Genomic DNA, 14965 nt, shown 5'->3' on the forward strand with positions numbered 1-14965 from the left:
GCGGGGGAATTCGGGCCTCGCCACACTGCCGACCCATGAAGTCCACCCCTGCTCCCGCCGCCGTGCCGGCCGTTCTCGGCCCGGCCCTGACCCTGCTGCTGGCCACGGCCACCGGCCTGGCCGTCGCCTCGATCTATTACGTCCAACCCCTGCTGGGCCTGCTGTCGGCCCAATTCGGCGTCGGCGGCGCGGCCATCGGCTTGCTGCCCACGCTGACCCAGCTCGGCTATGCGGCGGCCATCCTGCTGCTGTCGCCGCTGGGTGACCGCTTCGATCGCCGCCGCATCATCGCCATCAAGGCCTCGGCCCTGGTCGTCGCCCTGGCCCTCGCCGCCGCGGCGCCGGGTTTTGCGGCCCTGTGCGTGGCCAGCGTGGCCATCGGCCTGACGGCGACCCTGGCCCAGGACATCGTGCCCGCCGTGGCGACGCTGGCGCCCGAGGCGGAGCGCGGCAAACGCGTCGGCCAGGTCATGACGGGCCTGCTGCTGGGCATCCTGCTGTCGCGCGTGGCCAGCGGCTCGCTGGCGGCGGTGGCCGGCTGGCGGGCCGTCTATGGCGTGGCGGCCGTGGCCGTCGCGGCGACGATTCCGCTGCTGTGGCATCGCCTGCCGCGTTTTGTGCCGGCGACGTCGGCCGGCTATGGCTCGCTGCTGGCCTCGATGGTGGGGCTGTGGGTCAAGCATGCGCCGCTGCGCCGGGCGGCCATCGCCCAGGGCCTGCTGAGCGTGGCCTTCAGCGCCTTCTGGTCGACGCTGGCCCTGGTGCTGGCAGGGCCGGACTTCGGCCAGGGCAGCGCGGTGGCAGGCGCCTTCGGCCTGGCGGGTGCGGCGGGTGCGCTCGCAGCGCCGCTGGCCGGCGGCCTCGCCGACAAGCGCGGCCCGCAGGCCGTCATCCGCATCGCCGCCATGCTGGTCTTCGTCGCCTTCGCTGTGCAGGCCCTGGCCCCGGCCTCGCTGTGGTTGATGGTGGGCGTGGCCATCGTCTTCGACCTGGGCGTGCAAGCGGCGCTGGTGTCGCACCAGAGCGTGGTCTACAGCCTCGACCCGGCCTCGCGCAGCCGGCTCAATGCGGTGCTGGTCAGCTCGATGTTCGTCGGCATGGCCAGCGGCGCGGCCCTGGGCTCGGCCCTGCTGGCGGCCTTTGGCTGGCGCGCCGTGCCGGCCCTGGGCGCTGCTGCCGCTCTCGGCGCCCTGGCCTTCATCCGCCGAAACTGAGTTCGGCCAGGCAAAAAAAGAGGGCCTCTTGCGAGGCCCTTGTGCTTTTGAAGTCAGGACTCTTTGTAGTTATTCCGAGGTCTTGGCTTCGGCCTTGCGTTCGACGGCCGACTTGGAGGCGATGACGGGCTGACCCTTGAGCTTGTTCAGGGCCTGCATAAGCGGGAAGTCTTCGGTCGACCCGAATTCCGGCAGGGGCTTGGGCGGCTCGGCGCGCTTGGCGTACTCGGCTTCCAGCTTCTGGCGGGCTTCCTCACGGGCCTTCTGGCGGGCGTCGTTCTCTTCCGCCTCGGGGCCGTTGTTCAGATGCTTCTCGAGATCGGCCTCGCGGGTGCGCAGCGCGGCGAAGACATTGCCCTCGGCAGTTTCGTCCAGCAGCACGTCGGGCACGATGCCCTTGGCCTGGATGGAGCGGCCGCTCGGCGTGTAGTAGCGCGCCGTGGTGATCTTCAGCGCCGTTTCCGGGCCGAGCTGGCGCACGGTCTGGACCGAGCCCTTGCCGAAGGTCTGGGCGCCCATGACGGTGGCGCGGTGGTGGTCCTGCAGCGCGCCGGCGACGATCTCGCTGGCGCTGGCAGAGCCCTCGTTGACGAGGACGATCAGGGGCACGTTCTTCAGCCCGGCCGGCAGGCGCTTGATCGGGTCGTCGCTGCCGCGACGGCGGTAGTCGTCCGGATCGGCCTTGTAGCTGGCCTTGGATTCGGCGATCTGGCCATTGGTCGAAACGACTTCCACACCCTTGGGCAGGAAGGCGGCCGAGATGGCGATGGCGCCGTCCAGCAGGCCGCCCGGGTCGTTGCGCAGGTCCAGCACCAGGCCCTTGAGGTTGGGTTCCTGCTTGTAGATGTCCTCGAGCTTCTTGGCGAAGTCGTCGACGGTGCGGTCCTGGAACTGGCTGACGCGGATCCAGGCATAGCCCGGCTCCATGACCTTGGCACGCACGCTCTGGACCTTGATCTCCTCGCGGACGATGGTCACCGGGAAGCTGCGGTTCTCGGCCTTGCGGTAGATGGTGAGGCTGACCTTGGTGGACGGGTCGCCGCGCATCTTCTTGACCGCCTGGTCGATGGTCATGCCGCGCACGGCCGTGTCATCGATCTTGCTGATCAGGTCGCCGCTCTTCAGGCCGGCGCGGAAGGCGGGCGAGCCTTCGATGGGGGAGACGACCTTGACCAGGCCGTCTTCCATGCCGATCTCGATGCCGACGCCGACGAATTTGCCGGTCGTGCCTTCACGGAATTCCTTGAAGGTCTTCTTGTCGAAAAACTGGGAATGGGGGTCCAGGCCGGACACCATGCCGGAGATGGCGTCATTGATGAGCTTCTTTTCGTCGACGGATTCGACGTAGTCGCTCTTGACGAGGCCGAAGACGGCAGCGAGCTGCTGCATCTCGTCCAGGGGCAGGGGGGACAGGCTGCTGCGCGCGTTGGCCTGCAACTGCATCGTGGTGAGTGCACCTGCAACGGCACCGAGGGCAACCCAACCGGCGACTTTCAATCTGGAGCTCATGTAGCCGAGTCCTCTATCAACGTGGTCCTGTCGAAACAGCTTGACAGGTGCGGCCAGTTTAGCCGTCGGTGATTTATGCGCAGTACCGATTTACCTGCCGGAAACCCTTCAAATCGGGTATGGAGTGATGGAATACGCGGGCGTTACTTGTCGTGTGACCTGCCGAAAGTCACTGTGACCAGACGTGACTCTCAGCAGCTGAGCTTCTGTCCCGCCAGCCGGCAGCTGGACAGCGGCTGCCCGAGGGCGTCCAGCGCCTGCAGTTGCCAGCCCTGGGGCGTGGCCGTCAGGAGTGACAGGCCGGAGTCGGTGTGGGTCTGCACCGTCTCCAGCCGGGCTCCGGGCAGCAGTTCGTGGGCCAGGGCCGCGGCGTCGTTGACATGGCCCGAGGCCGCCGAGCCGCCGTTGCCGACGACGAGGGTGATGGGATGGTTGCTGGCGAAGCCCAGGGCCTGGTGCATGTGGATGTGGCCGTGGATGGTGGCCTGCACGCCGGGCGGGAACAGACGGCCGGGCGCGGCGTCCTGCAGCAGCGGGGTCAGGCCGGAACGGACAGTGCTGGGCGCCCCGCTCAGGCTGGGGCTGAAGGCCAGGCTGGGATGGTGGTTGACGAACAGGCTCTGGGCGCTGCCTTCGGCCAGCTCGGCCACGCGGTCCAGCTGCTGGCGCCAGCGCGCCCAGGCCGGCGACTCCCGGGGCGGCGTGCGGCTGCCGATCTCGGAGGAGTCGAAGACGATGAGCTGGCTGCGCGGCGACAGCGGCACGACGAAGGGGTTCGTGAAGTCGCCGTCATTGACGCCGGGGCCTGCGGCCGAGCAGGCACGGGCCGGGCCGGTCTCGGCGTCCAGATAGCGCAGCCAGCCCTGGCCGGCTCGGGCGCAGGCTTCGTGGTTGCCGCGCACGAACACCCAGGGAGCCGCCGCCAGCAAGGCCTTGGCCGGCGCGAAGAAGTCGGCTTGCCAGGCGTCGTCGCCATAGCCCCAGGGGCTGCCGGCGCAAACCGCCATGCCGCTCGGGCAGGGGCTTTCGCGGTAGTGGTAGTCGCCGACATGGATGACGAGGTCGGGCTTCAACGCCAGGGCGCGGGCCAGCACACGCGGGAAGGGCCAGTCCGAGGCGTCGTTGCAGCCCTGGAAGTCGTGGTCCGAGGCCTTGAGGCGGCAGCCGGTATCGCCGATGACGACGATGCGACGCAGCTCGGTGGCCGGCGCCTGCAGCGTGACGCCGCCCAGCTGCACACTGGCCGCATCGGTTGGCCAGGGGGCCTCGCAGGCGCGCAGCGTGAAGCTCGTGGGCTTGTGCTCGGCCTCCTTGTTGCCCGGCGGCGGAGGCGCTTCGCCGGGGGCGCTGCGCTCCAGCATCGCTGCGCTGCCGCCAGCCCAGCGCAGCGTCGGGCAACTGGCCTCGCCCGTCAGCGCGCGCACGGCCCAGGCCGGACCGGCAACCGCCTGCACCCAGGCCTGCTGCAAGCCGGTGGGGGTTGTGGGTCGCACAGCCTGCGGAGGCGAGGCGGCACAACCGGCGAGCAGGGCGGCGAACAGCAGGGGAAGCGCGCGAGCGGTCATGGAGCGATCAAGGGAGTGGGCCGGGCAAGCGTAGCGCCGTCGCGCCCGGATCGGGCTTCCGCAGGGCCGCCATCCCCAGTTCATCAAGCCCCGGGCATCAGCACGATCCGAAGTGACCGAGCTGTCGCGCCTGATGCGCAAGCTGGCGGGCACTGGCATCGCCTTCGTGAAGTCCCAGAAGGCCCCGCGCCGCTGAGCGGCGCGGCGGCTTCAGCGCATCACTTGCGCAGTTCGAAGCGCTTGATGTCGCCGACGACGAAGAGGTAGCAGCACACCGCGACCAGCGCATTGGCCGCGACGAACACCAGGGCCGCGTTGAAGGACCCCGTGCCCTTGATCAGATAGCCGATGACGATGGGGGTCGTGATGCCGGCGGTGTTGCCGAAGGTGTTGAACAGCGCACCCGACAGGCCCGAGATCTCCTTGGGCGAGGTGTCGGACACGACGGCCCAGCCGAGAGCCCCGAGGCCCTTGCCGAAGAAGGCCAGCGACATGATGGCGACGACGACGGCGGCGCTGTCGACGTAGTTGCACAGGATCATGCTGGTGGACAGCAGCATGCCGATGACGATGGGCGTCTTGCGGGCCATCGTCAGGCTCTTGCCGCGGCGCAGCAGGCCGTCAGAAATGAGGCCGCCCAGCACGCCGCCTGCAAAGCCGCAGATGGCCGGCAGGGCCGCGACGAAGCCGGCGTTCAGGATGGACATGCCGCGTTCCTTGACCAGGTAGACCGGGAACCAGGTCAGGAAGAAATAGGTCAGCGTCGTGATGCAGTACTGGCCGACATAGACGCCCATCAGCATGCGGTTGGACAGCAGCTGCTTGATGTAGCCGAGCTTGGGGCTGTTGGGCGCGAAGCTGCGGCTCTGCGTGCCGGGCTGGTCCATGTGGACCAGGGCGCCGCCGGCGGCGATGTAGTCCAGCTCGGCCTGGTTGACGCCGGGGTGGGTCTTGGGCGTGTAGACCGTCTTCATCCACACGACGCTCAGCGCCACGCCCAGCAGGCCCATGACGACGAAGACGGCCGGCCAGCCGTAGCTGTGCGTGATCCAGCCCATCAGCGGCGCGAACAGCACGGTGGCGAAGTACTGGGCCGAATTGAAGATGGCCGAGGCCGTGCCGCGTTCGGCGGCCGGGAACCAGCTTGCGACGATGCGCCCATTGGCCGGGAAGGACGGCGCCTCGGCCGCGCCGACCAGGAAGCGCAGCGCAAACAGCGTCACCACCGCCAGGCCGACATTGGCCGTGATGAAGCTGATGCCGCCCTGCAGCAGCGTGAAGATGGACCAGATGCAGATGCTGCAGGCATAGACCAGCTTGGAGCCGAAGCGGTCCAGCAGCCAGCCGCCGGGCAGCTGCGCGATCACATAGGACCAGCCGAAGGCCGAGAAGATATAGCCCATGGTCACCGAATCGATGCCCAGCTCTTTCGACAGGGCCGGCCCGGCGATGGACAGCGTGGCGCGGTCGGCGTAGTTGATCGTCGTGACGACGAAGAGCATGGCCAGGACGGCGAAGCGCTTCTTCGTTCTCGTGGCGCTGGCGGCATGGGCCAGCGAGGCGGTGGCGGTGTTCATCGGGTGTCTCCGGGCAATGCAGCGGCTCCGCCTCTTGCCGGGCGGTGGTGCCGAATGGGGTGGATCAGGCTTGGGTGTAGGCCGTCTTCACGGTCGTATAGAACTCGGCGGCATGGCGGCCCTGCTCGCGCGGGCCGTAGCTGCTGCCTTTGCGGCCACCGAAGGGCACGTGATAGTCCACGCCGGCCGTCGGCAGGTTGACCATGACCATGCCGGCCTGCGAGTGGCGCTTGAAATGGGTGGCGTGCTTGAGGGACGTCGTCGCGATGCCGGCGGACAGGCCGAAGGGCGTGTCGTTGGACAGCGCCAGGGCGTGCTCGTAGTCGCGCGCGCGGATGACGCTGACGACGGGGCCGAACACTTCCTCGCGGTTGATGCGCATCTCGGCCGTCGTGTCGGTGATCAGAGCCGGCGTCAGGTAGAAGCCCGGTTGGCCGTCGACGTTGTGCTCGAGGTGCTCGCCGCCCTGCAGCAGCCGGCCGCCCTCGCTCTGGGCGATGCCGATATAGGCCTGGTCCTGGCTGAGCTGGCTGGCGTCGACGACCGGGCCGATGTCGGTACCGGCCTTGCGCGCGTCGTCGATCTTCAGCGCCTTCATCTTCTCGACAACCGCTGCGATGAAGCGGTCGTGGATGCCTTCGGTGACGATGAGTCGCGAGGAGGCTGTGCAGCGCTGGCCGGTGGAGAAGAAGCCGCTGTTGACGGCGGCACCCACGGCGACGCCCAGGTCCGCGTCATCCAGCACGACCATGGGATTCTTGCCGCCCATCTCGAGCTGGAACTTGGCCATGCGGGCCACGCAGGCGGCGGCCACCTTCTGGCCGGTGCCCACCGAGCCGGTGAAGCTGATGGCCGCCACGCGTGGGTCGTTCAGCAGCTTCTCGCCGACGACCGAGCCGCGGCCCATGACGAGGTTGAAGACGCCGGCCGGCAGACCCGAGCGCGACAGGATCTCGGCCAGGGCCCAGGCCGAGCCGGGCACCAGGTCGGCCGGCTTGAAGACGACGCAATTGCCCCAGGCCAGGGCCGGCGCGATCTTCCAGGCGGGAATGGCGATGGGGAAGTTCCACGGCGTGATGAGGCCGACGACGCCGATGGCTTCACGCGTCACTTCCACGCCGACGCCGGGGCGCACCGAGGGCAGGCTTTCGCCACCGGGGCGCAGGGCCTCGCCGGCGAAGAACTTGAAGATGTTGCCGGCGCGGACCACTTCGCCGATGGCCTCGGGCAGGGTTTTGCCCTCCTCGCGGGCCAGCAGGTCGCCGAGCTCGGCGCGGCGGGCCAGGATCTCGGTGCCGACGGCGTCGAGGATGTCGAAGCGCTGCTGCGGTGTGCTCAGGCTCCAGGCCGGGAAGGCGGCCGTCGCGGCCGTGATGGCCAGTTCGGCCTGCGCCGCGTCGGCCTGGGCGTACTCGCCGATCAGGTCGCGGGTGTCGGACGGGTTGATGTTGCGTGAGACGCCGTGGCCGTCGAGCCACTCGCCGTTGATGAGGTTCTTGAACATGATGGTTATCGGTCCAGTGCGGGGCGCTTGGGGTTGAAGGTCCAGCCTGGGATCAGGTACTGCATCGCGATCGCGTCGTCGCGGGCACCCAGTCCGTGCTGCTTGTAGAGCTGGTGCGCATTCTCGACCTCGGCCATGTCAAGTTCGATCCCCAGTCCCGGCTTCTTGGGCACGGCCACGTGGCCGTCGACGATCTGCAGCGATTCTTTCGTCAGGCGCTGGCCGTCCTGCCAGATCCAGTGGGTGTCGATGGCCGTGACCTTGCCGGGCGCCGCGGCGCCGACGTGGGTGAACATGGCCAGCGAGATGTCGAAGTGGTTGTTGGAGTGCGAGCCCCAGGTCAGGCCCCAGTCGCGGCAGGTCTGGGCGACGCGCACCGAGCCGGCCATGGTCCAGAAATGCGGGTCGGCCAGCGGTATGTCCACGCTCTGCAGCGACAGCGCGTGGCTCAACTGGCGCCAGTCGGTGGCGACCATGTTGGTGGCCGTGGGCAGGCCGGTGGCGCGGCGGAACTCGGCCATGACCTCGCGGCCCGAGAAGCCGTCCTCGGCGCCGCAGGGGTCCTCGGCATAGGCCAGCACGCCCCTCATGTCGCGCATCAGGCGGATGGCGTCCTTCAACAGCCAGCCGCCGTTGGGGTCCAGCGTCACGCGGGCATCGGGGAAGCGTTCGTGTAGGGCGCGGATGGCCTCGACCTCCTCGTCACCGCGCAGCACGCCGCCCTTCAACTTGAAGTCGTTGAAGCCATAGCGCTCGCGCGCCGCTTCGGCGAGCTTGACGACGGCCTCGGGCGTCAGCGCGACCTCGTGGCGCAGGCGGCTCCAGGCGTTGTCGGCCTCGGGCTCGGCGTTGTAGGGCAGGTCGGTCTTTTTGCGGTCGCCGACGTAGAACAGATAGCCCAGCATCTCGACGGCATCGCGTTGCTGGCCTTCGCCAAGCAGGGCCGCGACCGGTACGCCGAGATGCTGGCCCAGCAGGTCCAGGAAGGCCGATTCGATGGCCGTGGCCGCATGGATGGTGGTGCGCAGGTCGAAGGTCTGCAGGCCGCGGCCACCGGCGTCACGGTCGGCAAAGCTCTGGCTGACTTGCTGAAGAACCTTCTGATGCGAGCCGATGGGCTGGCCGACGACCAGCGTGCGCGCGTCTTCCAGCGTCTGGCGGATCTTTTCGCCGCCCGGCACTTCGCCCACGCCGGTGTGGCCGGCGCTGTCGGTCAGGATCAGGATGTTGCGGGTGAAGAAGGGCGCATGGGCGCCGCTGAGGTTGAGCAGCATGCTGTCGCGCCCGGCGACCGGGATGACACGCAGCTCTTTGATGACGGGAGTTGAATTCATGGTGTCCATGCGTAGTGCCTTGCCCAGCGGCACCCATGGAACTGGCTTTGCCAGGCCATCGGGTGCGCCCCCTTGAGGGGAGGCGCGTCAGCGCCTCGGGGGTGGGCTTAGTCCGCGGTGATCTTGCGTTCAGTGATGACCTTCTTCCAGCGCGCGAACTCGGCGGCTTGGAAGGCGGTGAACTCTTCGGGGGTGTTGGCGACGATCTCGAAGCCCTGCTCGAGCAGCTTGGGCTTGATGTCGGGGGCGTTCAGGGCCGCGACGATGCCGGCATGCAGCTTGGCCTTGATGTCGGCCGGGAGGCCCTTGGGGGCGGCCACGGCCTGCCAGGAATAGACCTGCAGGCCCTTGATGCCCAACTCGTCCAGCGTCGGTACATCGGGCAGCACTGGCGAACGTTTTGCGCTCGTGACGCTCAGCGCGCGCAGCTTGCCGGCCTTGATCTGCGGCAGGGCGGTGTTGATGTTCATGAAGCTGGCATCCACCTGACCGCCGAGCAGGTCGTTCATGACCGGGCCGCCGCCCTTGTAGGGGATGTGCAGGCCGCTCGTACCCGTCTGCTGCCAGAACAGCTCGGCCGTGATGTGGTCGCTGGAGCCGTTGCCCGAGGAGGCGAAGCTCATCTTGTCGGGGTTGGCCTTCAGGAAGGCCAGCACCTCGGCCATGCTCTTGTGCGGCGACGCGGCCGGCACGACCAGCACATTGGGCGCTTGCACGGCGACGCTGATGTAATCCAGATCCTTGGTCGGGTCGTAGCCGATGTTCTTCAGCAGGTGCGGGCCGATGACCAGGGGGCCCAGCGACGTGACGAGAATGGTGTATCCATCGGGCGCGGCTCGCTTGACGGCCGCAGTGCCGATGGTGCCGCCCGCACCGGCGCGGTTGTCGACGACGAAGTTGCCGCCGGGCTTTTCCTGCAGCTTGGCACCCAGCATGCGCGCGATGGCGTCGCTGGAGCCGCCGGGCGGGAAGGGCACCAAGAGGGTCACCGGCTTGGCGGGCCAGGCCTGAGCCCACGCGACGCTTGTGGCGGCGAGGCTCAGCAGCACGGAGGTCAGCAGTCGCTTCATCGTCTTGTCTCCTGTTTGTTTTTTCGAGAGAGTCGTTTACTGCGGGCCGAGCTTGGAGATCAACGCGCCGAGCGCGTCGACCTCGGCGGGCAGCAGGTCAGACAGCGGCGGGCGCACCGGGCCGGCGCCGTGGCCGACCAGGGTCGCGCCGGCCTTCACGATGGACACCGCATAGCCCTCGGCCTTGTTGCGGATGGCGATATAGGGCAGGAAGAAGTCGCGGATCAGGCGGTCGGTGGTGGCCGTGTCATTGGCCGCGTGGGCGTTGTAGAACTCCATCGCCGTCTTGGGGATGAAGTTGAAGACGGCCGAGGAGTAGACCGGGCAGCCCATGGCCTTGTAGGCGCCGGCAAAGACCTCGGCCGTGGGCAGGCCGCCGAGGTAGGCGAAGCGCTCGCCCAGGGTCTGGCGGATGGCGACGAACTTCTCGATGTCGCCGAAGCCGTCCTTGAAGCCAATCAGGTTGGGGCAGCGCTCGGCCAGCACCTGCAGGCTCTGCGGCGTCAGCCTGCAGGCGCCTCGGTTGTAGACGACGACGCCGAACTTGACGCTCTTGCAGACGGCTTCGACGTGGGCGATCAGGCCTTCCTGGCTGGCTTCGGTCAGGTAGTGAGGCAGCAGCAGGATGCCTTGGGCCCCCAGGCGCTCGGCCTCCTGGGCGTACTGGATTGCGACGCGGGTGCCGCCGCCGGCGCCGGCCAGGATGGGCGTGCGACCACGGCAGGTGTCGAGAGCGACCTGGATGACATCGCTGTACTCGCCCGGCTCCAGCGAGAAGAACTCACCCGTGCCACCGGCCGCGAACAGGGCCGAGGCGCCGTAGGGCTGCAGCCACTCCAGGCGCTCGGCATAGGCCTTGGGCGCGAAGTTCAGCTGGGCGTCGAAGTCGGTCAGCGGGAAGGACAGCAGGCCGGCTTCGAGGACGGCTTTGAGTTCTTGGGGCGACATGGGCGGGTCTCCGGGTGTGGTGATGAACTAAGTTGTAGGTCATCGTACAACTTCAATCAAATCCGACAAGACTAGGGATAACCCGCGATCGACTTCTCTTTACGCGCGGCTCAAGCGGCTTCAGCCTGGGCGCGTCGGCGGCGTTCGCGGCTGTTCGACAGGTGGGTGCGCATGGCCGCGCGGGCCGATTCGGCGTCCTGGCTGGCAATGGCGTCGAGGATGTTTTCGTGCTCGGTGTTGACCCGGCGCATATAAGCCAGGCGCTCGGCACTCATCTCGACGCTCGGCTCCAGCCGGGCGCGCGGAATGATCTGGGCGCCCAGGGTCTGCATCAGGTCGGCGAAGTGGCTGTTCTGCGTGGCGCGGGCGATCTCCAGGTGGAACTGGAAGTCGGCCGCGACCGAGTCCTGGCCGGCCTCGACGGCCGCAATCACCGCATCCAGCGCCTTGCGCAAGGCGAGAAGGTTGGCTTCGCTGCGGCGCAGGGCCGCCAGTCCGGCGGCCTCGGTCTCCAGGCCGATGCGCAGTTCCAGCACGGCGATGACGTCCTGCAATGTGCTGAACTGCTCCGGCGTGATCTTGAAGGAAGGACCGTCACCAGCGCCGAGCACGAAGGTGCCGATGCCGTGCCGCGTCTCGACCAGACCGGCGGCCTGCAGCTTGGAAATCGCCTCGCGCACGACGGTGCGGCTGACGTCGAAGGCCTCCATGATGGCGGCCTCGGTGGGCAGCTTGTCGCCGGCCTGCAGTTGGCCACCGCGGATGCGGTCGCCCAGGGATTCGACCAGTTCGTGGGCCAGGGTTCGCGGCCGGCGGCGGAGGGTAGGGGCGTGCACTTGCGGGTTTTCCCGTGGTTTTGAATCAGGCAGGGCGTCTAAAGTACGTCTAGTTGTACGACAACTAGACGACGTACAACAAGACCTGATCGCACTTTAGCCATTGCGCCGCCGGATATGAATGTCGTTTCCCCCCGCCCGCCCCTGACCCTGCGCATGCGCGACGAAGACAACGTCGCCATCGTCGCCAACGACGGCGGTCTGCCGGAAGGCACGCGACTGCCCGATGGCATTCCTGGCGCCGGGCTGGTGCTGCGCGACAAGGTGCCTCAAGGGCACAAGGTCGCGCTGCGCGACATCGCCGAGGGCGAGGTGGTGCTGCGCTACGGTGTGCCCATCGGCTATGCGCTGAAAGCCATTGCTGCCGGCAGCTGGGTGCACGAGCGCCTGCTGCAGATGCCCTCGGCCCGCGCTCTCGAGGGGCTGCCCAGTGCGACGGTGAAGCCGCCGGTGGCCGAACCGCTGACGGGCTACACCTTCGAGGGCTATCGCAATGCCGACGGCTCGGTGGGCACGCGCAACATCCTGGCCATCACGACGACGGTGCAGTGCGTGGCCGGCGTCGTCGCCCAGGCGGTGGCGCGCATCAAGGCCGAGTTGCTGCCGCTCTACCCGAACGTCGACGACGTCATCGGCCTGGAGCACAGCTATGGCTGCGGCGTGGCCATCGAAGCGCCGGATGCCGTCATCCCCATCCGCACGCTGAAGAACATCTCGTTGAACCCCAACTTCGGTGGCGAGGTCATGGTGGTCAGCCTGGGCTGCGAGAAACTGCAGCCGGCGCGCCTGCTGCCACCGGGCAGCTTCCCGATCACGGACGAGCGTGGTGCCGACAGCGGCCCCGAGACGGTCTGCCTGCAGGACGATGCCCACGTGGGATTCATGTCCATGCTGGATGACATCCTGCAGACGGCGAGGCCGCACCTGGAGCGCCTGAACGCCCGTCGCCGCGAGACCGTGCCAGCCAGCGAGCTCGTCGTCGGTGTGCAGTGCGGCGGCAGCGACGCCTTCTCCGGCGTGACGGCCAACCCGGCCGTCGGCTTTTGCGCCGACCTGCTGGTGCGCGCCGGCGCCACCATCATGTTCAGCGAGAACACCGAGGTGCGCGACGCCGTCGAGCAACTGACCAGCCGCGCCGCCACGCCCGAAGTGGCCGACGCCATCATTCGCGAACTCGGCTGGTACGACCGCTACCTCGACCGCGGTCGCGTCGACCGCTCGGCCAACACCACGCCGGGCAACAAGGCCGGCGGCCTCTCCAACATTGCCGAGAAGGCCATGGGCTCCATCATCAAGAGCGGCAGCTCGGCCATCGCCCATGTGCTGGCGCCGGGCGACAAGCTCAGGCGCGACCAGCGCGGCCTGGTCTATGCCGCGACGCCGGCCAGCGACTTCATCTGCGGCACGCTGCAGCTGGCTGCCGGCATGAATCTGCACATCTTCACCACCGGCCGCGGCACGCCCTATGGCCTGGCCGAATGCCCGGTCGTCAAGGTGGCGACCCGCAGCGACCTGGCGCGGCGCTGGCATGACCTGATGGACATCAATGCCGGCCGCATTGCCGATGGCGAGGCAAGCATCGAGGAGACGGGCTGGGCCATGTTCCAGTTGCTGCTCGATGTTGCCAGCGGCCGCAAGAAGACCTGGGCCGAGCACTGGAAGCTGCATAACGCCCTGGTGCTGTTCAACCCGGCGCCGGTGACCTGAAGCTGTAACGCCCGAAACGGGCGCGCCTTCCGTCACGCCTTCGAGGGTGAGGGATGCCGCGGAGCCTGCAGTTCTCACGCCCGCGTCCGACATCCCCGGGGTTGAATCGAACTTCCTGGCCTGTTGGCGGGTGCTGTCTTGCTGTCTTCGTCCGTTTCTCTTGATCCTCCCCGCGCCGAAGGCGCCGGCTTGCCGCGTCGCATTCGGGCGCCGCGCGCAGCCGGCCTGGCATTGGGCGCTGTTTGCGTCGGTGCCGCACTGCTGCAGAACGATGCGCCCGCCTGGCAGTTCGCGCTGATGCTGGCGCAGGTGCTGGCCTGGCCGCATCTGGCCTATGCCCTGAGTTCTCGCAGTGCCCAGCCCAAGGAGGCCGAGTACCGCAACCTGGTGTTCGACTGCGCGCTGTCGGCCATGTGGCTGCCGGCCATGGGCTTCAATGTGCTGCCCAGCGCTTTGGCGCTGGCCCTGGTCATGATGGACACGGTGGCTGTCGGCGGCCGGCCTCTGCTGTGGCGTGGCGCAGTGGCCGCCGTTTGGGGTGTGGGTTTCGGTGCGCTGCTCCTGCCGGCGCCCCTGCAGCTGACGGCCACGCTCTCCACCACCATTGCCTGCCTGCCCGTCATGGTGGCCTATCCGCTGACTGTGGGCTTGGTGATGTTCCGCCTGTCGACACGCCTGAGCGAGAAGCGCCGCCAGCAGGAGCGCTCCGAGCGCCTGGTGCGTCACACCTTCGATGCCATGGAGGCCGGCATCGTGCTGTACGACGCTGACGACCGCCTGCTGCTCTGCAACCAGACCTTCCGCTTGTTGCACCGTCCCATCGAGCCGCTGCTGCGGCCTGGCCAGCCGCGTGCCGACGTGCTGCGCGCCGCCGTCGGCCATGGCCTGGTGCGCGAAGCCCTGGGCCGCGAGGACGACTGGCTGGCCGAGCAGCTGACGGGCGCCACCAGTCCTGCGCCGCTGGAAGTGCGCGAACTGGGCGACCACAGCTGGCGCCGCGTGCTGGACCAGCGCCTGCCGGACGGCAGCCTGCTGTCCTTCTCCACCGACGTGACCGACATGGTGCGCCGCGAGCGCGAGCTGCAGCGCCTGAACGTCGAGCGCGATGCCTATGCGCAGCAGTTGGGCGAGGTGAACGCGCGTCTGGAGCAGCTGTCCCAGACCGACGCGCTGACCGGCCTGGCCAACCGCCGCCAGTTCGACCAGCGACTCGCCGACGAATGGCAACGCTCCTGTCGGCACAGCCTGTGGCTGGCCGTGGTGATGCTGGACGTCGACCATTTCAAGCGCTTCAACGACCGCCACGGCCATCTGGAAGGCGACGCCTGCCTGCGCCGCGTGGCCCAGGCCCTGCAAGCCTGCGCGCGCCGTGCCAGCGACGTGGTGGCGCGCTATGGCGGCGAGGAGTTCGTGCTGCTGCTGCCGCACACCGCCCTCGACGAGGCCGTGGCGTTGGCACAGCGTTGCCTGCAGGCGGTGGACGAACAGGCCATCTCGCATGGCGACTCGCCGCTGGGGCCTCGCGTGACGGTCAGCGTCGGTGTGGTGGCCCTGCAGCTGGATGCCACCCACGCCGCCGACCCCACTGTGCTGCTGCGACAGGCCGACGAGGCGCTGTACCGCGCCAAGGCCCAAGGCCGGCATCGGGTCGTGTCCTGACGCTGAAATACCTCGTCAGCACACTATGCTTGATGCCAGGCT

At 68.3% G+C, this 14965-nt stretch carries 11 protein-coding genes; 3 read left to right on the forward strand and 8 right to left on the reverse strand.

The genetic code is table 11. The features are described from left to right. Window positions 1–35 precede the first annotated feature (35 nt). Window positions 36–1214 carry an MFS transporter gene (locus ACS5PN_RS24255; protein WP_439466598.1) on the forward strand — a complete coding sequence of 393 codons (1179 nt, stop codon included), beginning with the start codon at window positions 36–38 and terminating at the stop codon, window positions 1212–1214. Between the two features lie 69 nt (window positions 1215–1283). Here ACS5PN_RS24255 and ACS5PN_RS24260 read toward each other — a convergent pair whose 3' ends face one another. The 8 genes from ACS5PN_RS24260 to ACS5PN_RS24295 all read right to left on the reverse strand — a co-directional run bounded on the left by ACS5PN_RS24260 (window position 1284) and on the right by ACS5PN_RS24295 (window position 11557). Beyond that, a complete protein-coding gene (locus tag ACS5PN_RS24260) occupies window positions 1284–2723 on the reverse strand; it encodes a S41 family peptidase (protein WP_439466599.1) in 1440 nt (479 codons plus the stop codon). Between the two features lie 191 nt (window positions 2724–2914). After that, on the reverse strand, window positions 2915–4288 hold the full coding sequence (locus ACS5PN_RS24265) for a metallophosphoesterase family protein (protein WP_439466600.1): 1374 nt from the start codon (window positions 4286–4288) through the stop codon (window positions 2915–2917). A gap of 218 nt (window positions 4289–4506) precedes the next feature. Beyond that, a complete protein-coding gene (locus ACS5PN_RS24270) occupies window positions 4507–5865 on the reverse strand; it encodes an MFS transporter (protein ID WP_439466601.1) in 1359 nt (452 codons plus the stop codon). Window positions 5866–5929: 64 nt separating this feature from the next. After that, window positions 5930–7369 (reverse strand): aldehyde dehydrogenase family protein, encoded by a 1440-nt coding sequence (locus ACS5PN_RS24275; protein WP_439466602.1) that lies wholly within the window; start codon window positions 7367–7369, stop codon window positions 5930–5932. A 5-nt stretch (window positions 7370–7374) separates the two neighbouring features. After that, a complete protein-coding gene (gene gudD, locus ACS5PN_RS24280; protein WP_439466603.1) occupies window positions 7375–8703 on the reverse strand; it encodes a glucarate dehydratase in 1329 nt (442 codons plus the stop codon). Between the two features lie 107 nt (window positions 8704–8810). Next, window positions 8811–9773, reverse strand: coding sequence for a Bug family tripartite tricarboxylate transporter substrate binding protein (locus ACS5PN_RS24285; protein WP_439466604.1), 963 nt, complete (start codon window positions 9771–9773; stop codon window positions 8811–8813). A gap of 36 nt (window positions 9774–9809) precedes the next feature. Further along, window positions 9810–10721 (reverse strand): 5-dehydro-4-deoxyglucarate dehydratase, encoded by a 912-nt coding sequence (gene kdgD / locus ACS5PN_RS24290; protein WP_439466605.1) that lies wholly within the window; start codon window positions 10719–10721, stop codon window positions 9810–9812. A gap of 110 nt (window positions 10722–10831) precedes the next feature. Beyond that, window positions 10832–11557: a FadR/GntR family transcriptional regulator gene (locus ACS5PN_RS24295; RefSeq protein ID WP_439466606.1), complete on the reverse strand. Its 726-nt coding sequence runs from the start codon at window positions 11555–11557 to the stop codon at window positions 10832–10834. 117 nt (window positions 11558–11674) lie between these two features. On the opposite strand from ACS5PN_RS24295, the gene garD reads away from it, so the two are divergent. Both garD and ACS5PN_RS24305 read left to right on the forward strand, forming a co-directional pair. Further along, window positions 11675–13264, forward strand: a complete 1590-nt coding sequence (gene garD / locus ACS5PN_RS24300; RefSeq protein WP_439466607.1) for a galactarate dehydratase — start codon at window positions 11675–11677, stop codon at window positions 13262–13264. Between the two features lie 189 nt (window positions 13265–13453). Further along, window positions 13454–14923 carry a diguanylate cyclase domain-containing protein gene (locus ACS5PN_RS24305; protein ID WP_439466608.1) on the forward strand — a complete coding sequence of 490 codons (1470 nt, stop codon included), beginning with the start codon at window positions 13454–13456 and terminating at the stop codon, window positions 14921–14923. The last annotated feature ends 42 nt before the right edge of the window (window positions 14924–14965 follow it).

Source organism: Roseateles sp. NT4 (assembly GCF_051857475.1).
Classification (GTDB): domain Bacteria; phylum Pseudomonadota; class Gammaproteobacteria; order Burkholderiales; family Burkholderiaceae_C; genus Pelomonas.